The organism is Defluviicoccus vanus (assembly GCF_014672695.1).
GTDB lineage: Bacteria > Pseudomonadota > Alphaproteobacteria > Rhodospirillales > Defluviicoccaceae > Defluviicoccus > Defluviicoccus vanus.
On record NZ_CP053923.1, the window covers coordinates 780,623 to 804,528 of the forward strand.

At 64.5% G+C, this 23,906-nt stretch carries 14 protein-coding genes and 2 pseudogenes; 7 read left to right on the top strand and 9 right to left on the bottom strand.

From position 1 onward, the window contains the following. Nucleotides 1–124: 124 nt before the first annotated feature. A complete protein-coding gene (locus tag HQ394_RS03540) occupies nt 125–2,221 on the top strand; it encodes a sodium-translocating pyrophosphatase (RefSeq protein ID WP_190263102.1) in 2,097 nt (698 codons plus the stop codon). A gap of 193 nt (nt 2,222–2,414) precedes the next feature. Beyond that, on the top strand, nt 2,415–3,152 hold the full coding sequence (locus HQ394_RS03545) for a phytochelatin synthase family protein (protein ID WP_190262053.1): 738 nt from the start codon (nt 2,415–2,417) through the stop codon (nt 3,150–3,152). Here HQ394_RS03545 and HQ394_RS03550 read toward each other — a convergent pair. The 7 genes and pseudogenes from HQ394_RS03550 to amrS form a co-directional block, all read right to left on the bottom strand. Beyond that, nucleotides 3,136–4,692 (bottom strand): 4-hydroxyphenylacetate 3-hydroxylase family protein, encoded by a 1,557-nt coding sequence (locus HQ394_RS03550; RefSeq protein ID WP_190262054.1) that lies wholly within the window; start codon nt 4,690–4,692, stop codon nt 3,136–3,138. The two genes, HQ394_RS03545 and HQ394_RS03550, sit on opposite strands and share 17 nt — an antisense overlap. 135 nt (nt 4,693–4,827) lie before the next feature. Beyond that, nucleotides 4,828–5,304, bottom strand: a pseudogene (locus tag HQ394_RS03555) (DUF1345 domain-containing protein); the annotation flags it as partial. A gap of 267 nt (nt 5,305–5,571) precedes the next feature. Next, the gene (locus HQ394_RS03560) at nt 5,572–6,933 is read right to left on the bottom strand and encodes an IS1182 family transposase (protein WP_190260069.1); all 1,362 of its coding nucleotides are present in this window, start codon (nt 6,931–6,933) and stop codon (nt 5,572–5,574) included. A gap of 85 nt (nt 6,934–7,018) precedes the next feature. After that, nucleotides 7,019–8,383, bottom strand: a pseudogene (locus HQ394_RS03565) (IS1182 family transposase). Between the two features lie 581 nt (nt 8,384–8,964). Beyond that, nucleotides 8,965–9,768 (bottom strand): SDR family NAD(P)-dependent oxidoreductase, encoded by an 804-nt coding sequence (locus HQ394_RS03570; protein WP_190262056.1) that lies wholly within the window; start codon nt 9,766–9,768, stop codon nt 8,965–8,967. Nucleotide 9,769: 1 nt separating this feature from the next. After that, nucleotides 9,770–11,464 carry an AMP-binding protein gene (locus HQ394_RS03575; RefSeq protein ID WP_456151481.1) on the bottom strand — a complete coding sequence of 565 codons (1,695 nt, stop codon included), beginning with the start codon at nt 11,462–11,464 and terminating at the stop codon, nt 9,770–9,772. After that, nucleotides 11,355–12,461 (bottom strand): AmmeMemoRadiSam system radical SAM enzyme, encoded by a 1,107-nt coding sequence (amrS, locus tag HQ394_RS03580; RefSeq protein WP_223291822.1) that lies wholly within the window; start codon nt 12,459–12,461, stop codon nt 11,355–11,357. Before amrS ends, HQ394_RS03575 begins: the two co-directional genes overlap by 110 nt. Nucleotides 12,462–12,589: 128 nt before the next feature. Here amrS and amrB point away from each other — a divergent pair, with 128 nt between their 5' ends. From amrB to HQ394_RS03605, 5 genes are all read left to right on the top strand, one after another. Continuing rightward, nucleotides 12,590–14,047, top strand: a complete 1,458-nt coding sequence (gene amrB, locus HQ394_RS03585) for an AmmeMemoRadiSam system protein B (RefSeq protein ID WP_190262058.1) — start codon at nt 12,590–12,592, stop codon at nt 14,045–14,047. A gap of 111 nt (nt 14,048–14,158) precedes the next feature. Beyond that, nucleotides 14,159–16,453: a xanthine dehydrogenase family protein molybdopterin-binding subunit gene (locus HQ394_RS03590; protein WP_223292020.1), complete on the top strand. Its 2,295-nt coding sequence runs from the start codon at nt 14,159–14,161 to the stop codon at nt 16,451–16,453. 45 nt (nt 16,454–16,498) lie between these two features. Beyond that, the gene (gene cysQ / locus HQ394_RS03595) at nt 16,499–17,278 is read left to right on the top strand and encodes a 3'(2'),5'-bisphosphate nucleotidase CysQ (protein WP_190262059.1); all 780 of its coding nucleotides are present in this window, start codon (nt 16,499–16,501) and stop codon (nt 17,276–17,278) included. A gap of 26 nt (nt 17,279–17,304) precedes the next feature. Then, nucleotides 17,305–18,285, top strand: a complete 981-nt coding sequence (locus HQ394_RS03600; RefSeq protein WP_190263105.1) for an L-threonylcarbamoyladenylate synthase — start codon at nt 17,305–17,307, stop codon at nt 18,283–18,285. A 111-nt stretch (nt 18,286–18,396) separates the two neighbouring features. Beyond that, a complete protein-coding gene (locus HQ394_RS03605; RefSeq protein ID WP_190262060.1) occupies nt 18,397–19,845 on the top strand; it encodes an FAD-binding oxidoreductase in 1,449 nt (482 codons plus the stop codon). Between the two features lie 311 nt (nt 19,846–20,156). On the opposite strand, the gene HQ394_RS03610 is transcribed toward HQ394_RS03605, so the two are convergent. Beyond that, the gene (locus tag HQ394_RS03610) at nt 20,157–22,766 is read right to left on the bottom strand and encodes a glycosyltransferase family 2 protein (protein WP_190262061.1); all 2,610 of its coding nucleotides are present in this window, start codon (nt 22,764–22,766) and stop codon (nt 20,157–20,159) included. A gap of 160 nt (nt 22,767–22,926) precedes the next feature. Continuing rightward, nucleotides 22,927–23,364 (bottom strand): beta-1-3, beta-1-6-glucan biosynthesis protein, encoded by a 438-nt coding sequence (locus HQ394_RS03615; RefSeq protein WP_190262062.1) that lies wholly within the window; start codon nt 23,362–23,364, stop codon nt 22,927–22,929. Between the last annotated feature and the right edge of the window lie 542 nt (nt 23,365–23,906).

Below are 23,906 nucleotides of genomic sequence, written 5' to 3' on the forward strand. Positions count from 1 at the left end.
GCTATCGGCACGAAATTTGAATAGCCGAGGCCGGCCGTCTCCAGAAGCGCTTCCGCCGTCGTCGACGGCTGTTTGGTTGTATATCTGCCGTAGGACGACTTGACGGAGGGAGAGTTGCATGAGTATGGGAGTTAGTACCGGCATTGTGGCGATATCCGCTGCAATTGTCGGGTTTCTGGCGGCGTTTTCAATTTACCTTAGTATCGTCCGCCAACCCGTTGGTACCGATCGCATGAAGGCCATTAGTGAAGAGATTCATCTCGGAGCGATGACCTATCTGCGCGAGCAATACCTGCGGATATCGATTTTCGTGGTGGTCGTTGCCATCCTACTGACCTTTCAGTACGACTTTCGTATGGGTATTGCCTTCGTATTCGGCGCGCTGACTTCGGCGCTCGCTGGATTTGTTGGCATGAAGGCAGCGACCAAGGCAAACGTCCGCACCACTGCCGCCGCGATGTTGAGCGGCGAACGCGCCGCACTCAACGTCTCGTTCAATGGTGGTGCGGTTATGGGACTGTCGGTTGCAGCCTTCGGCCTGTTTGGTCTCGGGGTTCTCTTCTACCTCTTCGGCACGATCGAGAACGTCAATATTATTTGGGGCTTCTCGATGGGCGCGTCGTCGATCGCGCTGTTTGCCCGTGTCGGTGGCGGCATCTTCACCAAGGCAGCCGACGTGGGCTCCGACCTTGTGGGCAAGGTTGAGGCAGGCATTCCCGAGGACGATCCACGCAATCCGGGCGTGATTGCCGACAACGTCGGTGACAACGTCGGCGACGTGGCGGGAATGGGTGCCGATATCTATGAATCCTACGTCGGATCGATGGTCGCCGCGGTCACCATCGCTGCCACCCTTACCCATCCCGACGTGATTGCGATGTTCGGTGAGCAGCTGCCGACCCGTCTCCTCGCCGTGGCATCGTCGCTGGGCATTCCAACGGCGCCTGGCAGCGAAATCGCAGCGATCCAGCTGATGTTGATGGCCTTGCCACTGATCATGGCCTGCATCGGCATGGCCGCCTCGCTGTGCGGCATTTTCGGGCTGCGCTTCCTGCGCGGGGTCGGTCCCGCCCGGGCGCTGGCGATCGCCGACATGAGCACGGCGGCGATCTTCATCGGCCTGACGCTCATTGTCCTGCTCTCCTTCGGCTACGGCTGGGGCATCTTCTTCGCCCTGATCGCCGGTAACGTCGCCGGCGTGTGTATCGGCCGTATCACCTCCTATTACACCGGCTCCAAACCGGTTTTCCGTATTGCCGCCGCTTCGAAGACAGGCGCGGCCACCAACATCATCACCGGCATCGCCGTCGGTTTTGAATCCTGTGCCATACCGCTGCTGCTGATCGCGGCCGCCACGCTCGTCTCCTTCCAGAGCGCCGGCCTGTACGGCATCGCCATTGCCGCCGTCGGCATGCTCGCCACCTCCGGCATGACGATGACCCTCGACGCCTCCGGTCCTGTCTCCGACAATGCCGGTGGGATTGCCGAAATGTCCGAGCTGCCGCACAGCGTGCGGGAAATTACCGACCGCCTTGACGCCATCGGCAACACCACCGCCGCTACCGGCAAGGGCTTCGCCATCGGGTCGGCCGCCCTCACCGCGCTGGCCCTCTTCGTTGCCTTCAAGCAGGCGATCGAACTGCGTTCGCCGGGAGGTGTCTCCATGGACATCACCGACCCTCGCGTGGTGGTTGGTGCATTTCTCGGGGCGATCGTGGTCGTCATGGCCGCGGCGATGACGATGAGCTCCGTCGGTAAGGCGGCGATGGATATGGTCAACGAAATCCGTCGCCAGTTCCGCGAGATTCCCGGTCTGCTGCAGGGTCAGGGCAAGCCGGACACTGCCCGTTGTGTCGCCATCTCCACCAATGCCGCCCTGCGCGAAATGATCGCCCCTGGCCTGATGGCGGTCACCGCACCGGTCATCGTCGGCTTCTTCATCGGCCCCTCCGCCCTCGGCGGCATGCTGATGGGCTCGATGATCGTCGGTGTCGTCCTGGCACTGTTCATGGCCAACGCCGGCGGTGCTTGGGATAACGCCAAGAAGTTCATCGAGAGTGGCCAGGTTCCCGGCGAGAANAAGGGCAGTGATGCCCATGCTGCAGCGGTCATTGGCGACACCGTTGGTGATCCGTTCAAGGATACCTCCGGCCCAGCGATGAATATCCTCATCAAGCTGCTGTCGATCGTCTCGCTGATCATCGTGCCGTTTATCGTCTGATCTATCGGCACACACACCTATCAACTGAAGGCGCGCCACTCAGCTACGAGTGGCGCGCTTTTTTGTTTGGCCGGTCGGACATGAGGCAATCAACAGCGATGCGAGCCACCGCTTCGCTCAGGTGCGGATAATCTTGTGCTCCGGCCACAGCATCGTATGCTTTCCTGCACTGGAGCCCGGAGGACTTGATCACATGCAAGGCCGCCTGCGGAGTGCATTGATCGGCATCGCCCTTTCGCTGGCAGCCGCCGCAGCGGGTGCAAGAACGCTGCCCCTGCCGGACACTCTCATCAGCCTCGCAAGCGAGCAGGGCGAACACCTCCTCCTCGAAAGCGAGGCGCGGGAGAGTTACTGGCCGCTCAGCATTTACTTGGAGACGCAGCAGAATGGCGCCTATTGCGGTGTTGCTTCCATCGTCATCGTCCTCAACGCCCTTGGCATCGAAGCACCGGCCACGCCTGAGCATGCACCCTACCGGATGTTTACCCAGACCAATGTGCTCAACAGCCAGACCGAAGCGGTCGTGCCGCAGACTGTGCTGTTGCGACAGGGCATGACACTCGACCAGATCGGCGGTATCCTTGAGGTTTACGGGGTCGCGGTGAGCGTGCACCACGCTGCCGACAGCAGCGTCGACGCCTTTCGCCTACTGGCCCGGCAAGCGCTGGCGACGCCTGGTCACTATGTGATCGTCAACTATCTGCGCAGCGCCATCGGCCAGGAGCGAGGCGGACATATCTCTCCACTCGCCGCCTACGATGCCGACAGCGATCGCTTCCTCATCCTCGACGTCTCCCGCTACAAGTACCCGCCGGTATGGGTAGCAACCGAGGATCTGTTTCGGGCGATGAATACTATGGCCGAGCCGGATGCGCTCGACAGCAGCCGCGGCTTCGTACTCATCGCTCCCGTCGTCAGTCCGCAGCCGTAGCCGGTTCGCCGCTAATCAGCGCTGACGATTCCGCTACGGGCGGTACCTGACAACCGGTCACGCAGCATCGCCCCGGTTGCGCCGCGCCGGGGCGGCCGTCGGCGAGCAGTCCGCGATCGAGCAGGCGTTCCACCGTCTTCGCTTTTTCCGCCACCGGATAGTTGCGCCAGATTTCGCGCTTCATTGCTTCGGGTGAACCGCCGCCGTGCAACGAGATCACCGAGTACCAGCCACCCTGGTAGGAGGCGGTCAAATCCTCGATCAGGCGTGCCACCTGCAGGCGTTCGCCGGCGGGAATATCCGGCCGGCCGGCAAGCACGGCGCTGAGAGACGCCGCTGTTTCCGGATTGTGGTCCTCCTCCGGTCCGGGCAAGGCGACGATCAGGCCGCCCGAGACGTAATGGGCGAGGCGCTGCATGTCGTAGATCTTGGTCGCCAGCAACAGCTTGCCGATGTTGGCGAACACCGCGTCCGGCTGCACCGAACCGGCGGGATCGGGCGTCGCGTAGACGGAGGCAGCGACGCCGCAGGCGAAAAAACCTTCGGTGATGGTGATCAACTCGACCATGGCGTCGCGAATATGGCCGTGCCGTGCCGGATCGAGGCCGTTGGCCTCAATCATCAGCGCCCCGGCACCGATCAAGAGGTCGCCGAAGCCGGCACGGGCGCCAATGCAGGAATGGCGATGATGCGTCGCATAGGTGGTGGTGAGGTAGCCGCCTTCGGCGGTTTTACCGGCGAGAAAGACCCGCTCCCAGGGCACGAAGACGTCATCGAAGATGACGACGCCGGTGGATTGGCCATAGCGGGCAGAGAAGACAGCGGCCCGTTCTCCCGGCCGCCCGGCAGGACGAGCGACGATGGTGATCCCAGGCGCGTCGATCGGCACGGCACAGCAGACGGCGAAGGGCGTATCGTCCGCGGTCATCGTCCGGCACGGCATCACCAGCAGTTCGTGCACGTAAGGCGCGCCGGTGACGATCGCCTTGTTACCACGGATGACGATGCCGTCGGCGCGCCGTTCCTTGATGTGGACGTAGCTATCGGGGTTGGCCTGCCGGCCGGGCCGCAGCGACCGGTCGCCCTTGGCATCGGTCATGGCAACGCCGAGGGTCAGATCCTCGTCCTGCACCCGGTGCAGATAGGTGATGAACCGCGGGTGATAGTCGGTGCCGTGCGCGTCGTCGGCCAGTCTCGTCGCCTGAAACAGCGCGTTCAGCGCGTCGTGGCTGAGATAGCGCTGGGCACAGCCCGACTCACGACACACCAGCCGCACCGCCTCCAGTTTGTAGAGCAGGTCGGTACTGCTGCCATCGATATGCAGCATCCGGTTGACAGTCTTGCCCGAGGTTGCCTGCTGCGCCGTCATCAGCACCCGGTGCTCGTCACGCAGGGCGAAGTCATAGGTGATGCCGATGGCATTGATCCCGGGCGCCAGGGCGGGCTCGTCGGCAACGCTGTCCACCCGCCGCCCATCAACAAACACCCGCGGCGTATAGCGCCGCAGCGACTCCCGGTACTCGCCCGCGGTCATCAGCATCTTCAAACCTCACCAATCAATTGTATATTTTTTCTAACATCGTTCAAATTTTCCGTCAATGTGCCCCACACCGTTTGACCGGCTGACGCGATGGCGAGTAATCCGTGACCGTATCTTGGGCCATGACAGGTCACCTTAAGACGTCTGCCCGGCAACCAAACTTACGGCCAGTGCCAGAATGACCGTGTTGTAGAAAAAAGACACGACACCATGGGCCAACGTCAGCCGACGCATTGGTGTCGTCAGCACCTGCACATCGGAAACCTGCGCCGTCATCCCGACGACAAATGAGTAATAGAGGAAATCCCAGCCGATCGGTTCGTCAGTGCTGGGAAATGCAAGACCGCCCGCATCTTTCGGATCCTCGCCTTTCGGACCTCCGGATGTGTAGTAGAGATGCGCATAGTGAAAAGCGGCAAGGGTATGCAACGTCAACCACCCCAACGGCACGCTGGCGATGGCGAGAGCGAGGGCGAGGGCGTCGGGATGTTTGGCCTGGGAAAACAGGGTAAAGATTGAACCAATGCTGAGGGTGATCGCTGCGAGCGTGATGATCGCAATCAGGACAATCCCTTCGTCTTCATAACAGGCCCGTCGCCGCAATTCCTTTACGGTGGCGCTAGCAGCCTGTCGGACTTGCGTCTCGGGCGTCGCCGGACCTGCGTAGGGATCGGTGCGTCGGCGCCTCTGTCAGCGCCATTTTGGGCGGTGCGGTCGCGCTGGCGCGCCTGCGGAACTGGCCGCGCAGGCTAGCAGCCTGTCGGACTTGCGTCTCGGGCGTCGCCGGACCTGCGTAGGGATCGGTGCGTCGGCGCCTCTGTCAGCGCCATTTTGGGCGGTGCGGTCGCGCTGGCGCGCCTGCGGAACTGGCCGCGCAGGCTAGACGGCGCGGCTGAGGGCGAACATCCGCTTCAGGTTCCATGCCATGGTCACAAGCCTCCACTCGCCACGGGCGGCATTGAGCCCGCGCAGCAGGAACTGCCGGAACCCCAGCACGGACTTGATGATGCCAAACACTGGCTCGGGCGTCTGCTTGCGCAGGGCGTAGAGCGCGCGGCCCTGCGGCGTGCGCAGCCGATACGCCATCGCCTGAACCGGGGTGGGGTCTTCGGGCGCCGGTGGCGCCGCAGCGAAGCGCTCTTGCAGGCTGAGATGATGCGCCTCGCGACCAAGTGCGATCAGCGGTTCGATCCCGCCGGCCACACAGGCCTGCACATTCGCCTCGCTGAAGTAGCCATTGTCCGCCAACAGCATGTCCGGCCTGCCGAGCACGTCCGGCAGAGTGCCGATCTTGTCCAGCATGGGTGTAAGCTGCTGCTTGTCGTTGGGCGCCTGCACCACGTCGGCGACCACCACCAGCAGACTGCCCGCCGCCACCGCCGCCTGCGCATTGTAGCACTGCTCAAAACCGCCGCCCGCCACCGCCATGATGCGGCTTTCCTCGTCGGTCAGATTGATCTGATCCGTGGGCAGCGGCGTCGCCACCGGCGGCTTCGGCTCACGGCCCGTGGGCTTCTTGCCGGTGGCCGCTGCCTTGGCGTCCCGTGCTGCGAGTTTCGCCTGATGGTCTGCCTGCTCCCGTTCGAAGCGTTCCTTCGCGCGGGCCTCGATCTTCGCCCGGGCCTCGGCGAGCCTGGACAACCGTTCCTCACGTCGCGCCAGTTCGTCGGGGATCGACATGCCGTCAGCGATGTCCACCTGGTCCGCCGCTTCTGCCTTGGCCATGAGATCGGCCACTTCGGCCTGCAGTTGGGCCTCCAGCTTGCCCGCATGGTCATAGGACAGCGCGCTGTGCCGGCTGGCATTGGCGTGGACCTTGGTCCCGTCGAGCCCGACCGTTCCCAGCTTCAGCACGCCCATCTCGCGCGCGAGCACCAGCACCTGGACGAACAGCTTCTCGATCTGCGGCAGAAAGCGTCGGCGGAACGCGGCGATGGTGTCATGGTCCGGATGATCGTTCGCCGCGATGAAGCGGAACGCCACGCTGTCATAGGTCGCCCGCTCCAGCTTGCGGCTGGAGAACACCCCGGTGGCGTAGCCGTAGATCAGAATGCCCAGCAGAAGGCTGGGGTGGTAGGACGCTTCCCCAGAGCCACGGTAGCTGCCGGTCATCGGCCGCAGATCCAGCCCCGCGATCACCTCCACCACGAACCGCGCCAAGTGCCGCTGCGGAAGCCACTCGTCCACCGACGGCGGCATCAGAAATCCGCTGTCGCGGTCGATCGGGCGGAAGTTGCTCATGCCGAAGAGGTCCGGGCCGGGGGCGTGAATCCATGCCCGGATTCTATAACCCACAGCTCCGCCTCGCGTTAAGTCCGACAGGCTGCTAGACGGCGCGGCTGAGGGCGAACATCCGCTTCAGGTTCCATGCCATGGTCACAAGCCTCCACTCGCCACGGGCGGCATTGAGCCCGCGCAGCAGGAACTGCCGGAACCCCAGCACGGACTTGATGATGCCAAACACTGGCTCGGGCGTCTGCTTGCGCAGGGCGTAGAGCGCGCGGCCCTGCGGCGTGCGCAGCCGATACGCCATCGCCTGAACCGGGGTGGGGTCTTCGGGCGCCGGTGGCGCCGCAGCGAAGCGCTCTTGCAGGCTGAGATGATGCGCCTCGCGACCAAGTGCGATCAGCGGTTCGATCCCGCCGGCCACACAGGCCTGCACATTCGCCTCGCTGAAGTAGCCATTGTCCGCCAACAGCATGTCCGGCCTGCCGAGCACGTCCGGCAGAGTGCCGATCTTGTCCAGCATGGGTGTAAGCTGCTGCTTGTCGTTGGGCGCCTGCACCACGTCGGCGACCACCACCAGCAGACTGCCCGCCGCCACCGCCGCCTGCGCATTGTAGCACTGCTCAAAACCGCCGCCCGCCACCGCCATGATGCGGCTTTCCTCGTCGGTCAGATTGATCTGATCCGTGGGCAGCGGCGTCGCCACCGNGCGGCTTCGGCTCACGGCCCGTGGGCTTCTTGCCGGTGGCCGCTGCCTTGGCGTCCCGTGCTGCGAGTTTCGCCTGATGGTCTGCCTGCTCCCGTTCGAAGCGTTCCTTCGCGCGGGCCTCGATCTTCGCCCGGGCCTCGGCGAGCCTGGACAACCGTTCCTCACGTCGCGCCAGTTCGTCGGGGATCGACATGCCGTCAGCGATGTCCACCTNNGGTCCGCCGCTTCTGCCTTGGCCATGAGATCGGCCACTTCGGCCTGCAGTTGGGCCTCCAGCTTGCCCGCATGGTCATAGGACAGCGCGCTGTGCCGGCTGGCATTGGCGTGGACCTTGGTCCCGTCGAGCCCGACCGTTCCCAGCTTCAGCACGCCCATCTCGCGCGCGAGCACCAGCACCTGGACGAACAGCTTCTCGATCTGCGGCAGAAAGCGTCGGCGGAACGCGGCGATGGTGTCATGGTCCGGATGATCGTTCGCCGCGATGAAGCGGAACGCCACGCTGTCATAGGTCGCCCGCTCCAGCTTGCGGCTGGAGAACACCCCGGTGGCGTAGCCGTAGATCAGAATGCCCAGCAGAAGGCTGGGGTGGTAGGACGCTTCCCCAGAGCCACGGTAGCTGCCGGTCATCGGCCGCAGATCCAGCCCCGCGATCACCTCCACCACGAACCGCGCCAAGTGCCGCTGCGGAAGCCACTCGTCCACCGACGGCGGCATCAGAAATCCGCTGTCGCGGTCGATCGGGCGGAAGTTGCTCATGCCGAAGAGGTCCGGGCCGGGGGCGTGAATCCATGCCCGGATTCTATAACCCACAGCTCCGCCTCGCGTTAAGTCCGACAGGCTGCTAGAGGTCAAAACTGCCATCAAGGCGACGTACACGCCGAAAAATACATCCCCAGCCAACGGCAGATAGACTGGCTGCCGCCACGTCAATGCCAGGACAACCACGCCGATAGCGATGGCCACATAAAACCGGCCATGGTGGACGATATGTATGCGGGACGAGGCGAGCACCCGGCCTCCTTACGATCGGCGGCAATTGCCGCTCTGCCCGAATGAGAACGGACGTATTGCGCCGCCGATAAAACCGCAATCGTTCGTTAACCCTATGTGTGTCTTCTTAAACTTGCTTGCCGTTCTATCTTGACCTTCGGCGACCTGCTCAAAGGCGAGCCCGGAAATGGTTTTGCGGCGGCGGTTACGATGATCGGCGCACCGTCGAGGCAGGTGCTTTCGGGCCCATCGGCCGATCGGCACTCGCACCAGTGGCGAACTTGGCGCACAGCGCATCCCTCCCGTCACTGGACAAGACGCACCATCAAAGCATGGGACCGAACATTCTAAACAAACCGGATGGTGATACCGCCGTCGACGTTGAGGGCAACGCCGGTAACGTACTTGGCTTCGTCGGAGGCGAGATAAAGGGCGGCGTGGGCGGTATCCCAGGCGTCGCCCATGTGACCCATCGGGCACTGGGTGTCGCGGGTGCGGATCAGCGTGTCGATATCGCCGTCCTCGCCGTAGACCGTGGTCAGCGCCTTATGCACCAGGGGCGTGTTCATCAGTCCCGGGCAGACGCAGTTGGCGCGGACCCCCTTCGGCGCGTACTGCACCGCCATGCTGCGGGTCATCGCGATCATCGCCCNCTTGCTGGCGCTGTAGAGGCCGTAGTTGACGCCGCACCAACCCCAGGCGGCGATCGAGGCGTTGTTGACGATCGCCCCGTGCCCCTGGCGTTCCATCACTGGCAGAACGTGACGGCAGGTGAGGTAGACACTTTTCACGTTGACGCTCATCACCTGATCCCAGACCGCCTCGTCCAATTCCACCGGGCCGCCGACACGAGCGATACCGACGTTGTTGACGAGACCATCGATCCGCCCGAATGCCTCGATGCAGGTGGCAACCAGCGCCTCCACCTGATCGCCGCAGGACACGTCGGCGACGGCGGTCCGGCAGATCCCGCCTTCGGCCTCGATCAGCTGCCGCGTCTCGTCGGCGGCGGCGGCGTTGATATCAACGCCAAAGACCTGCGCGCCTTCGCGGGCGAACAACACCGCCATCGCCTTGCCGTTGCCCCAGCCCGGCCCTACCGAACCGCAGCCGGTTACGATCACCACTTTGTCCTTCAATCGATCGGCCATCTCAGGTCTGCTCCCCTTTCTCGGCTAGGCTCTGGCGCAATTCGCGCTTCAGCACCTTGCCGTAGTTGTTCTTCGGCAGCGCCACGACGGGATNATAGCGCTTCGGCCGTTTGAATCGGGCAAGATGGGCGAGGCAAAGGGCATCGAGCGCGTCCGCCTCGATCGGCGCCCCGCTGCCAACGATGAAGGCAACGACGATCTCGCCCCAGTCGCGATCCGGCTGGCCCACCACCGAGACCTCGGCGACGGCGGGATGGCGCAGCAGCACCTCCTCCACCTCGCGCGGGTAAATATTGAAGCCGCCGCTGATAATCAGGTCCTTCGAGCGATCCTTCAGGGTCAGGAACCCGTCCGCATCGAGGACACCCACATCACCGGTGTGCAGCCAGCCGCCACGCAGGGTTGCCGCGGTCGCCTCGGGATCGCGCCAGTAGCCGCGCATCACTGCGTCACCGCGCACCAGCACTTCGCCGATCTCGCCCGTTGGCAGTTGCCGATCGTCGACGTCGGCAACGATCACCTCGACCACAGTTTGGGCGACGCCGACCGAGGCCAGCCGTTCCGCGTAGCGGGGATGATCGATGGCGGCGTGGCAGGCACGGCTCAGCGCGGTGATCGTCATCGGGCTTTCGCCCTGGCCGTAGATCTGGACCAGCTTGTTACCCAACACCGCAAGGGCGTGCCTGCAGTCTTCGCCGTACATCGGCGCCCCACCGTAAACGATAGTCTTCAGGTTGGTGGTATCAGCGCTCGTGGCTTCGGCGACTTCGACCAGCCGGCGAACCAGAGTCGGCGCCCCGAAAAACGAAGCACCGGGATGAGCGGCGATCAGCCCCAGCACCTCCGCCGGATCGAAACTGCCACTTTCCGGAATGACCTGCCGGGCGCCGGCGGCAACGTGCGGCAAAACGTAGAGCCCCGAGCCGTGGGAGAGCGGCGCCGGATGCAGGATGCAATCGTCAGGCGCAATCGGATCGACGTCGATGAAGTAGCTGGTGGTCATCGCCAACAGGTTGCGATGGGTGAGCATCGCCCCTTTCGGCCGGCCGGTAGTGCCGCTGGTGTAGAACAGCCAGGCAACGTCGTTCGGCGCGACGGACACCATCGCCTTCGGCTCGGCGGCGGCCAGCCGAGCGTAATCGTCGTTCTCAGTCGGGATCACCGCCGCAAGTTCGCTCAGTTCCGGCTGCAGCGCGACGATGGTCGCAGCGGTATCGGGGCCGACGAAGCAGACCCTGGCGCCGGCATGGGCGAGGATGAAAGCGAGTTCACGCGGGTGCAGCTTGGCGTTGACCGGCACCGCGGTGAAACCACCCCACCAGCAAGCGAACAGCGCCTCGATATAGGCCGGACAGTTGGCCATGACCAGGGCGACGCGATCGCCCGGCTGGAGGCCGAAGCGGGTAGCAAGCGCACCGGCAATCGCCGCAGCGCGCCAAGCCAATTCGCCGTAGTCGCAGAGGATCTCGGTGCCGCGAACGAGCGCCGGCCGCTCGGCGTGCGCCCGCCCTGCCCTCCCCAGGAGGTTGGCGATATTCATTCCCTTGCCCCTACCCTCAAGCCGCTCGCGTCCTTGGCCGTGGCGCTCAGGCAAACGCGTCCATTCGTACCACTGCCCGGCGCCGTCCCCATGCGCCCGGCGGGCCGGCAAAGACCCCGGCGCACACCGCACCGCACGACCGGCAGCGGCCATCATCGGTAAGATTCCAATCGGTGAGCTGGTACCAATCGCGGCCGATCAGCAACCCGCCGCACCCATGGCAATAGGTCGAGCCACCCTCTGGATCGTGGACGTTGCCCGTATAGGCGTAGCGGATGCCGTTGGCGCGCGCAATCCGCCGTGCACGGGTCAAGGTTGCCGGCGGCGTCGGTGGTGTGTCGTGCATCTTCCAATCGGGATGGAAGGCGGAGAAATGAACGGGCACGTCCGGACCGAGGTTGGTGGCGATCCACGCCGTCATCGCGTCCAGTTCGCCGTCGCTGTCGTTCTCACCCGGAATGATCAGGTTGGTGATCTCGAACCAGCATGCGGTTTCCCGCTTCAGATAGACGAGGGTATCGAGCACAGGCTGCAGCTGTGCCGAGCACAGCCGGGTGTAGAACGCTTCGCTGAAGCCCTTCAGATCGACGTTGGCCGCATCCATGTGGCGGAAGAATTCGCGGCGCGGCTCCTCGCAGATGTAGCCGGCGGTCACCGCCACCGTCTTCAGGCCGAGCGCGTGACAGGCTTTGGCGGCATCGATCGCGTATTCGAGGAAGATCACCGGATCGTTGTAGGTGAACGCCACGCTGTCGCAGCCGGCAGCCTTGGCGGCGCGGGCGATCGCTTGCGGGCTCGCCTTTTCGGTGAGCGTATCGAATTCCCGTGATTTGGAGATGTCCCAGTTCTGGCAGAACTTGCAGGTAAGGTTGCAGCCGGCGGTGCCGAAGGAGAGGATCGGCGTGCCCGGCAGGAAGTGGTTGAGCGGCTTCTTTTCAACTGGATCGATGCAGAAACCGCTGGAGCGACCATAGGTGGTCAGCACGATCTGATCGCCAGAGCGGGCGCGGACGAAGCACAGACCGCGCTGGCCGTCATGCAGCCGGCAGAACCGCGGGCAGAGGTCGCACTGGATGCGGCCATCGTCGAGGCGATGCCAGTAGCGGCCGGAAAAGCCTTGTATCACGTCCATATCGAGGCTGCGCTCGGGCATTGACACGCCCTCCAGTGGTTCGGCCGCCAACCGCCGGTGCAAAGCCGCCGCGCCGCGGTGGCGGGAATGGGTTGGCCGCTGCGACCAAATCACCATACTGTTAAGTATATCCGATGCGAGGTGTGGTGATGAGCTCTGTTCGTACCCCCGCCGTGGCCGGGATGTTCTATCCGGAACAGGCGAGCGATCTGGCGACGACGGTGCAACGTCTGCTCGCCGGGGCGGTGCTCCGCGCCGATCTGGCACCGCCGCCGAAAGCCATCATCGCTCCCCACGCCGGCTACGTCTACTCGGGACCGGTCGCCGCCAGCGCCTACGCGCGATTGCGGCCGCTGGCCGACCGGGTGCGCCGGATTGTTCTGATCGGCCCCTGTCATCGCGTCGCTGTGCGCGGCTTGGCGGTGCCGAGCGTCGACGCCTTCGCAACGCCACTGGGCGCGGTGCCGCTCGATCGCGCAGCCATCGACGACCTGTTGACCCTGCCACAGGTGCACGAACATGATGCCGCACATGCGCCGGAGCATGCGCTCGAAGTGCAGCTGCCGTTCCTGCAGCAGCTCATCCCTGACTTTGTGCTGATCCCCATCGTCGTCGGCTTCACCACGCCCGCGGACGTGGCCGAGGTGCTCGACCGGCTGTGGGGCGGCGACGAGACACTGATCGTCGTCAGCTCCGATCTCAGTCATTACCTGCCCTACGATGCTGCCCGCGTCCTCGATGCCGCCACCTGCCGCGCCATCGAACACCTAGATGCAAGCGCGATCGGCGAGGATCAGGCCTGCGGCCGGCTGCCGCTGCTGGGGCTGATCGAGGTGGCGAAGCGGCGGGGCCTCAGCGTCGAAACCCTCGATCTGCGCAATTCCGGCGATACGGCCGGCGACCGTCGGCGTGTCGTCGGCTACGGCGCCTGGGCTTTGCAAGCCGCGACGCCAGCCGATGGACAGCGGCCGCCGGAAACGGAGGAGCGCGCGCCAGCAGCGGTGGACCATCCGCGCGCGCTGCTCAGCCGCTACGGAGCGACTCTGTTGCAGCTGGCCGCCGCCTCCATCCGCCATGGCTTGGCGACAGGCGCGCCGCTGCCGGTCAGCGCCGACGACTATCCGGAGCCGCTGCGCCGCCACGTCGCCTCCTTCGTTACCCTCTATCACCAGGGCGAATTGCGCGGCTGCGTCGGCTCCGCCCGTGCCTGCCGGCCCCTGGTGGGAGATGTGAGCGCCAACGCCTTCGCCGCCGCCTTTCGCGACAGCCGTTTCCCCGCCCTTACTGCCGACGAGCAAGACCAATTGAGCCTCTCCGTCTCGTTGCTGACCGACCCGGTACCAATGACTTTCACCGACGAAGCGGACCTACTGGCGCAGCTGCGGCCAGGGATCGATGGTCTGATCATCGACTGCGACCGCGCCCGTAGCCTGTTTCTGCCGCAGGTCTGGCAAACCCTGCCCGAGCCGCAGCAGTTCCTCGCCCACTTGAAACGCAAGGCCGGCCTGCGAACGAACGACTGGCCGCCTGATCTCGTCGCCGCCCGGTTCGAGGCCCATTCGGTCGCCTCGTCGACGCTGGCCGATCCGCAGAGTCTCTGGCGATGAACCAGGACGCGGCACCTATGGCGACCTTGGATCTCCCTCCGGGAATCTAGCCGCCGGCAATCTCGCTGCCGGGCTAGGCGCCGCCATCCCCGTGTCGAGGATCGCCGCTTCCTGACTGGCCAGGGGCGCTACGTCGCCGACATCGTCCTGCCGGGAGAAACCGTCGCCCGCTTCCTGCGTTCACCGCACGCCTACGCCGACGTGGTGGCGATCGACTGCCGATCGGCGCTGACGGTCCCTGGGGTGCTGGCGGTGTTCACCGGAGCCGACGTGGCCGCTGCCGGCCTCGGCGAGATTCCCTGCCCGATCGCCGTCAAGGCCGCCGATGGTAGTCCGCTGCCCCGTCCCGGCCGGCCGTTGCTGGCGGGCGAGCGCGTCCGCTTCGAGGGTGAGCCGGTGGCGATGGTTGTGGCGACCGACCGCTGGGCGGCAGAGGAGGCGCTGGCACTGATCGCCGTCTCCTATCGTCCGCGGCCGGCCTGCACCGACATCGAAGCGGCGCTGGCGGCGGAGGCAACGGCGCTATGGCCGGAGGCNCCCGGCAACGTCGCCTTTTACTGGCAGCGCGGCGACGCGACGGCAGTGGCCGAGGCCTTGGCCGCTGCGCCGCATACGGTCCGGCTTGCCCTGGTCAACAACCGGCTGATTCCCTCGCCGATGGAACCGCGCGTCTGCCTCGGCGACTATGACACGGCGAGCGGCCGCTACACCCTCTACACCTCGAGCCAGGGGGCGCATGCGATCAAGGAGGCCTTGAGCCAATCGACGCTGAAGGTTGGCGCGGCAGACCTGCTCGTCATCGTTCCCGACGTGGGCGGCGGCTTCGGCACCAAGGCGTTCCACTACCCGGAAGAAGCGCTGGTGCTGTGGGCAGCGAAAAAGGTCGGCCGGCCGGTGAAATGGGTGGGCGAGCGCCGCGAGGCGTTTACCGCCGATACCCACGGCCGCGATCAGCGCAACGAGCTGACCGCCGGCTTCGATGATAACGGTCGTTGCCTCGCGCTCCGCGTCAATACCCTCGCCAACATGGGCGCCTACCTCAACGCCTACGCCCCCGCCCTGCCGTCGCAGATGACCGGCTGCATGCTCTCCGGCGTCTACGCCATCCCCGCCATCTTCGCCAGTTGCCACGGCGTCTACACCAACACGGTGCCGGTGGACGCCTACCGCGGCGCCGGCCGGCCGGAAGCAGCCTACGCCATCGAACGGCTGATGGACGCGGCCGCCCGCCAGCTGGGGCTGCCGCCGGACGAAATCCGCCGCCGCAACTTCATCCGTCCGCAGCAGCTGCCCTATCGCAGCGCCATGGGACCCATCTACGACAGCGGTGACTTTGCTGCGGTTCTCGACCGGGCGCTGCACGAGGCCGATTGGCAGAGCTTTGCCGCCCGCCGGCGCGAGGCTGCGGCGCAAGGACTCCTGCGCGGCATCGGTCTGTCCAGCTACATCGAGATCTGTGGTTTTGCCGGTGAAAGTGCCTGGCTGCGGTTCCCGGCGACGGGCGGGGTCGAGCTGCGCATCGGCACCCAGTCCACCGGCCAGGGGCACGAGACCGCCTACGCGCAGCTTGTCGCCGGCTATCTCGGTCTGCCACTCACGGACGTGCGCGTCCTCCAGGGCAATACCGACCTGATCCCCACCGGCGAGGGCACCAGCGGCTCGCGCTCACTGCCGGTGGGTGGACCGGCAATCGAGGCCGCCTGCACTGCCGTGCTCACCCGCGCTGAGCGCTTCGCCCGTCACCTGCTGCAGGCCGGTGATGCGGCGATGACCTTCGCGGCCGGTCACTTCGTCGTCGACGACGGCGGGCGGAGCATCGCCCTGCTCGATCTGGCCGCCGCTGCCCGCGACCCGGCCAATCGTCCGCCCGGCGACAGGGATGGCGGCGAGGCGGCTGCCGGCCTTGATGCCGAAGGCAGCTTCAGCCTCAAGGCCTCCACCTTTCCCAACGGCTGCCACGTGGCCGAGGTGGAGATCGATCCCGCCACCGGGCGGGTGACGCTCATCCGCTACACCGCGGTCGACGACTTCGGCACCATCGTCAACCCGCTGCTGCTGGCGGGCCAGGTGCAGGGTGGCATCGCCCAGGGCATCGGCCAAGCGCTGTTCGAGCAGGCGGTCTATGATCCGGCGACCGCCGAGCTGAGTACCGCCTCGTTCCAGGACTACGCGCTGCCGCACGCCAGCGACCTGCCGCGGATCGAACCGCGCTTCGCCTCGACGCCCTGCCGCACCAACCCGCTCGGCATCAAGGGCGCCGGAGAAGCCGGCACCATCGCCGCATGTCCAGCGGTCATCAACGCTGTCATGGATGCGCTGGCCCCCTTCGGAGTCTCGCACATTGACATGCCGGCCACCCCTGAGCACATTTGGCGCGCATTGCGCGGCGCACAAACACGCGCCTGAGCCCTCACCCCCTTTCCATCGACCGAAAGCCCCGGAGCCTAAGGCGTGACCTTTACTTTCAATGCCGAGTTCGTCGATCAGGTGCGCGACATTGCCGCGCGCGCCGGCAAGGTTATCATTGAGGTCTATAACTCGCCCTTCGCCGTTGAGCGCAAGGACGACAAGTCGCCGGTCACCGAAGCCGACCGCCGCGCCGAGGTGCTAATCCTTGATGCGCTGCGCAACGAACTGCACACCCCCTTTCCGATCGTCGCCGAGGAAGAGGCGGCAGCCGGGACGATCCCCGAGGTGGGAAGCGGACCATTCTGGCTGGTGGATCCGCTTGATGGCACCAAGGAGTTCATCAACCGCCGCGGCGAATTCACCGTCAACATCGCACTGATCGAGAATGGCGAGCCGGTGCTGGGCGTAGTGCTGGCGCCGGCCATCGGCTCCAGTTACTGGGGCAGCGCCTTTGGCGCCTTCGCCTGCGTCGATGGCGAAACGAAACCGATCGCCTGCCGGCCGATTCCGGAGAAGGGGGTCATTGCGGTGGCCAGCCGCAACCACCGGACGCCGGAGACCGACGAATATCTCGCCAAATTCGACATCGGCGAGGCGATCTCGTCCGGCAGCTCGATCAAGTTCTGCCTCGTCGCCACCGGTCAAGCCGACCTCTATCCGCGGATGGGCCGGACGATGGAATGGGACACCGCGGCCGGTCATGGTGTGGTCCGCTTTGCTGGCGGCACGGTGACCCGGATCGATGGCAGCCCGCTGACCTATGGCAAGCCCGGTTTCGACAATCCGCACTTTGTCGTCAAGGGCAAGCCCTCAGTATCGTGACGTCCTCCGCTCGCCCCTCCGACCTGATGCTGATCCGCCCCGCGGACGACGCGGCGATACGCGCGGCAGCGGCGTTGTTGTGCCAGGGACAACTGGTGGCGTTTCCCACCGAGACCGTCTATGGCCTCGGTGCCGATGCGGGCAACGACCGCGCCGTTGCCGCGATCTTCGCCGCCAAGGGACGGCCCAGCTTCAATCCTTTGATCGTCCATGTGGAAGATGCAGCACAGGCGCGGCGTCTGGCGCGGCTTGATGACCGCGCGGAGCGGTTGATCGAGCGCTTCTGGCCCGGACCATTGACCCTGGTGCTGCCACGCCTCGCCGCCTCNCCCCTTTCGCGGCTGGTCAGTGCCGGCTTGCCCACCGTCGCCCTGCGGGCACCGGCGCATCCGGTGGCGCGCTCGCTGATCGCTGCGGCCGGACGGCCGATCGCCGCCCCCTCGGCCAATCTCTCCGGCCGGCTGAGCCCGTCGCTGGCGCGGCACGTGGCGGCTGGACTGGATGGGCGGGTAGCAATGCTTCTCGACGCCGGGCCCTGCGCCTTCGGCATCGAATCCACCGTGATCGATCTCTGCAGCAGCGAGCCGCTGCTCTTGCGCCCGGGCGGCCTGGAGAGCGACGCCATCGAAGCGGTGATTGGTCCGCTTGGCAGCAGCGTTGAGAAGACCGGTGAAGCGACGGGAGACGCGCCGCGGCGCTCGCCCGGCCTGCTGACGCAACACTACGCCCCATCGCGACCGGTTCGCCTCAACGCCACCTCCGCCGCCCCGGGCGAGGCGTTTCTCGGCTTTGGTGCCATAGCCGCTGCGGCAACGCTCAACCTCAGCCCGCAAGGCGACGTGAACGAGGCGGCAGCCAACCTGTTCGCCATGCTGTGGGACCTCGACCGGCCGGAATTCACCGGCATCGCCATCGCCCCGATCCCCGAAACCGGTCTCGGTCAGGCCATCAACGACCGCATCCGTCGCGCTGCCGCAGCGGCCCCCCCTCCCGGTTGCGGGCGATGATTGGAACGACGAGCGCGGCCCGGCGGCTCCCTGCTGTCTCCCCGGTGATGAAGACGACGACGGATCGCCTTCAATGTTGTCATCCTCCAGCGCCAACCCCGCGAGCCCATCATGACACAGCCTATCGAATCACTGCCATTGGACGGACTCCCGGCGGCGGTTGCCAATGCCTTGCGGGAGATTGTCGGCCCTAAAGGCTGGATCGACGCCGCTCAGGACAAAGAGCCGTTCCTGGTTGAAGAGCGCGGCCGCTATCATGGTCACTGCGCCGCGGTACTCCGGCCGGCGACGGTGGACGAGGTGGCCNNCCGGGTGGTTTGCCTCTGCGCCGAAGCAGGGGTGCCGATTGTCCCCCAGGGCGGTAACACCGGCCTTGTCGGCGGAGCGGTGCCGGACGGCGGCATTATCCTGTCCACATCTCGGCTCAACCGCATCCGTGCCATCGATGCGGTCAATCGGACGATGACGGTGGAAGCGGGCGTCGTGCTCAACGCCGTGCAGGCCGCCGCCGACGACGTCGATGCCCTCTTCCCCTTAAGCCTTGCCGCCGAGGGCAGCTGTCAGATCGGTGGCAACCTGGCCAGCAATGCCGGCGGCATCGCCGTGCTCCGCTACGGCAACGCCCGTGATCTGGTGCTTGGCCTGGAGGTGGTGCTCCCGGACGGCCGCATCTGGGATGGCCTGCGCAGTCTGCGTAAGGACAACACCGGCTACGACCTGAAGCATCTGTTTCTCGGCAGCGAGGGCACTCTTGGCATCATCACTGCCGCGGTACTGAAGCTATTCCCGAAGCCGCGAGTGGTGGAGACGGTGCTCGCCGCACTGCCGAGCGCCGAGGCCGTCCTCGAGCTGTTTCATCGGACGACAGCGGCGATGGGCGATGCGCTGACCGCCTTCGAGCTGATGCAGCGGCTCAGCCTCGATTTCTGCCTCAAGCACATTCCGGGCGTCAGCGACCCCTTCGCCGAAGCGCATCCCTTCTACGTGCTGATGCGCCTGTCGAGTCCGCGCCCTGCCGATCCGCTGCGCGATGCGGCCGAGACGATGCTGGCGGATGCCTTCGAAGCCGGCACTGTCAGCGACGCCGTCGTCGCTGCCAACGAGGCGCAGGCGCAGGCGCTGTGGCGGATNCGCGAGAGCATTCCGGAGGCGCAAAAATATGAAGGCGGCAGCATCAAGAACGACGTCTCCGTGCCCGTGTCGGCCGTTGCCCGCTTTCTCGCCCAAGCCAGCGACGCCTGCCAGGCGGCGATGCCGGGGATCCGCGTCTGCGCCTTCGGCCACGTCGGTGACGGCAACATCCATTTCAATCTGAGCCAGCCGGTGGACATGGAGCGAGCCGCTTTCCTTGCCCGCTGGGACGAGTTGGAGCGAATCGTTTCGGACATTACTCATGATCTGGGCGGCAGCTTCAGCGCCGAGCATGGCGTCGGCCAACTGAAGCGTGGCCCGCTCAACCGCTATAAGTCGCCGGTGGAACTGGGGCTGATGCGGTCGATCAAGCGTACCCTCGATCCCGCCAATATCATGAACCCGGGTAAGGTGGTCGATCCAGCCTAAGATCTGGCTAGCCTGCGGTATGGCCGGCTTATGGTCTGACCAGATTCTGGTCCAACCCGCCTATGGCCTGATCCCCACCGGGGGACTGATCAACCAAGCGGGACGAATTGACGCACGCGTCGTTCCGTGTGCGTGACTTAGAAATGTTGTGTCGGGAGAGAAATATCGGTGGAGTTTGCCCGGGGGCGTTCACTGCCGGGGAAGTTAGTGCCGGGCCGTGTCGTTGGGGGTTAACGATCACGGCCCGGCTCCTGGAGCGGTGGGCGGGCTGTTCCCAAAGGGGGGTGCAGGAACAGCCCCCGCAACCAGGATCACGTGGCGTCGGCGTTGATGCCGACGGAAACTGTAGTCACCTTCTGCGGCTCACCACTGGTTGCCTTGCGGTCTGCCAGGAAGGTTTGAATTCGCTCTATGGTCACCATAAACGAGGCCGCGAGAAAAGGTAAGCTCTGAATCGCCAAAGTGGCTGCAAAAACCTTCATTTCGAGAATGTCGGTGTGGTTTAGCAGGATCAACGCCAGAGCCGACGCTGCCAACAGGACACCGATAACGGTCTCCGCGAGTGCCGTGTTGCGGTTGGCAGCCTTCTTGGCATTGCCACCTTTTTCCGTGCGCAGGAATGGCAGACGATCCTTGAACAGACCGAACAACACCGCCTTCGCCACCGTCCACTGCACGCTCATCGCCGTGACCGCCGCACCGGGGATACTGCTCACCGGAACGTCCACTCGCTTGCCATAGAGCAGCGCGCAATGCAAGAGGTTAACGATAAAGGCGGCGATAATCGGCAGGGTAAACGGCATCGTCGGGATGAACATGCCGACCAGCAGTAGCACCGGTACCCACAGCAGGTTCAGCACCGCCGCGAGAGCACCCACCGCATCGGCAAGCCACATGCACCAGCCGGCAACGAAGTGGAACTTTTGCGCCGGCCGCAGCGTCGTCGAGCTGGGCAACATGTGCGCCCAGTGCTTGCGAATGAGCTGCATCGCACCATAGGCCCACCGGAAGCGCTGGGTCTTGAACGCCTTGTAGGTGTCGGGGAGCAGGCCGCGACCATGGCGGTGGTTGGTATAGACCGCCTGATAGCCGGCCTCGTAGAGACGAAGGCCGAGGTCGGTGTCCTCGACGATGGTATCGGTCGACCAACCGCCGACAGCGTCGAAGGCGGAGCGACGGACAAGGCACATGGTCCCGTGCTGGATGATCGCATCATCCTCGTTGCGCTGAACCATGCCGATGTCGAAGAAGCCGGCGTACTCGCTGTTCATCAGCCGCTTCAGTGGCGTCGTCGCGCCATCGCGGTGATCCTGCGGGCCCTGCACCAGCGCCACGTTCGGATCATCGAAACAGGGCACCAGGTCTTTCAGCCAGTTGCGCTCCACCACGTAGTCGGCATCGATGACGGCAATGACCTCCGCATCCTGGGCAGTGTGGTGCATGGCGACGTTCATCGCCCCGGCCTTGAAGCCGCTGCAGGTGATGTTGAGGAACTTGAACCGTTCGCCGAGTTCATGGCAGCGCTGCGCCACCGGCACCGAGTAGTAGGCTTCGGGCGTATTGTTGACGATGACCACCGCTTCGAAATCGGGGTAGTCGAGGGCGGCAACGCTGTTGAGCGTCTCGATCACCATCTCCGGCGGCTCACGATAAGCCGGGATATGGATCGAAACCTTTGGCAGCCTTACCGTCGGCGCCATGGCATTCGTTTCCTGTGGCTGCGGCACGAACAGGCGTTTCGGTCGGCGGCCGAGGAGGACTTCGCTCAGTTCGTAGACCTTGGCCAGCGTTAGGACCGTCAGCGGCACGACACTGATCACGCCCACGCCCCACATCACCAGGATGCCAGCGTTGAGATAGTTCTCGAACGGATAGGCAATGGTCAACGCAATCGCTGCTGCCATCGCGTTGGCGCAGATTGCGAAGAGGAAGGCCTGTTTGAAGGTCACCCGCCGCCGCCACAAGCCGGCGAAGGTCAGCACCACGCCGATCCCGAGGGCGAGTCCGGTCTTCCAGTCGATGCCTTTGTCTTCGACCATGCCGGTGAGCGGGAACTTGACATGCCGGCTGGCGTCGAACAGACCCCAGTGGGCACCGACACTACCTTCGTTCGTCTTCCATTCCTGGTCGAAGGCTTCAACCAGATTGTACTCGATGCCGCGACGCTCCGCCTCGGCGGTGAACTGGCGAATGATATCCGCCTGTGCCAACTGTCCCGGCTCGGCGCCAAAGCGGTTGTAGCCCTGGCTCGGCCAGCCGAATTCGGCGATGACAATCCGCTTGCCAGGATAGGCCTTGCGCAGCTGGTCGAAGCGCTCGAAGGCATACTTCACCACCTGATCGGGCGGCAGGCCTTCCCAGTAAGGCAGGAGGTGGACGGCAATGAAGTCGACGGCGTTCACCAGCTTCGGATTTTCCAGCCAGATGTTCCAGATTTCGCCTGTCGACACTGGCACGCGAACTTGCCGCTTCACCTCGCGGATGGCGTTGATCATCTCGTCGACGCTGCGCTCGCCGCGGTACATCACTTCGTTGCCGACCAGGACGGAGCGGACGTTGCGATGCTGCTTGGCGAGAGCGACGACGGTTTCCGTTTCCATTTGGTCACGCTCAGGCGTGTCGCCCAGCCAAGCGCCGAGCGATACGTTCAAGCCGAGCTTCTCGGCGATCGCCGGAACCTGATCGACACCATCTTGCACGGAATAGGTACGCACGCCCTGTGCGACCTCACTGACCACGCTCAGATCCTGCTGAATCTGCTCAGGCGAGACCGGCGTGTTGTCCTTGGGGTCGTGATTACCGACGTAAGGGCTATAGGATAGGGACTCGATCGGACCACGGATGTCGGCCGGAGTGATGGCTTCGTGCGTGCCATACCAGACCGCAGCGTGTAGAGCGGCTGCGACCAGAGCCGCAGTCAACACAGTTCTCATTGATGTGAACCGATGTGGGATGTGATCGTTCGCGGTTGTAGAACCGTCAGAACCCTTCGATGGGACGCGATCTTTTGTCGCGCTCGTTGTATCAATACGTGTGATTTGTGGCGCCATTAGGGCGTCCTTACACGAGCGTTGCACATGCTTAATTATTTGCCGGGCCTTGGCTCTTGGCCGGAGCAACCGGGGCTGCGGCCGGAGCCGGCGCATCCGCCTTCGGTTCACTGGCCAGCTTGGGGAAGCGCGTATCGGGATTGGCCCAGCATTTCTCGATCCGCTCCGCAAGCACATCGTTCGGCGCGGTTTCGTCGTTGCGGACGACGCAGCCGAAGGTCTTGCCAACGTGCGCTTCCGGGCAGCCGAACCGCAGATAAAAAGGCATGAAGTCGCCGGCGGACATCGCATCGTCGCGTGTCAGGAGACTGACGACCCGCTTACCCGTCCAGGCGCATTCCGCCACCTGGGACGGCTCAATCTCCTTGCTTTCCACAGCCGCCGACTCCGGACGCCGTTGCGGCGCCGGCCGGTCCTTCGACCGCCCTTCCGCCGCCTGCGTCGGCGACGCCTGCGCCGGAACTGTCACACTCGTTTGCGGAGTGGAAGGAACCGGTTGTGCGGCATACACACGCGGGAGGATCGCTCCCGTAGAGACCACCGCCAAGACGGCAGCAACACCAAAGCGAACCATTTCAATCCCGAATGAGAGGCAAGTCAGTAAGCCGCTGATTGTTTAGCCGAATGCAGGTGACGTTGCAATTGGCGGCGCAACGTTCGCGAGCGTGCTGTTGCCAAAGGTTCATACAAACGTCCTTTCCTATTGCAAGCAAAAATGTCGACTATTCGGCTGAAGCGTGGCGGCACGTCAGGCCAAGCGGACACAGCAAAAAGAGTGCCTGTTTCAACGTAAATGCAGCAGGCAAGGATAGGATGGGCATATCGCCGGCCATTGCAGAGAAACTTCAAGTTTCTAGAGATATCAATAGCAATTAAAGACAGAATAGCACGTTATTAATTAAATGAAAACGGCGGCAAAAGCCGCCGTTCTTCACTTTTACTTTCACTGCTGACAGTGGAGTTTCTCATCAGCAGCCACAAGAGTCTTTACCTACATAGCTTCAGACCGCC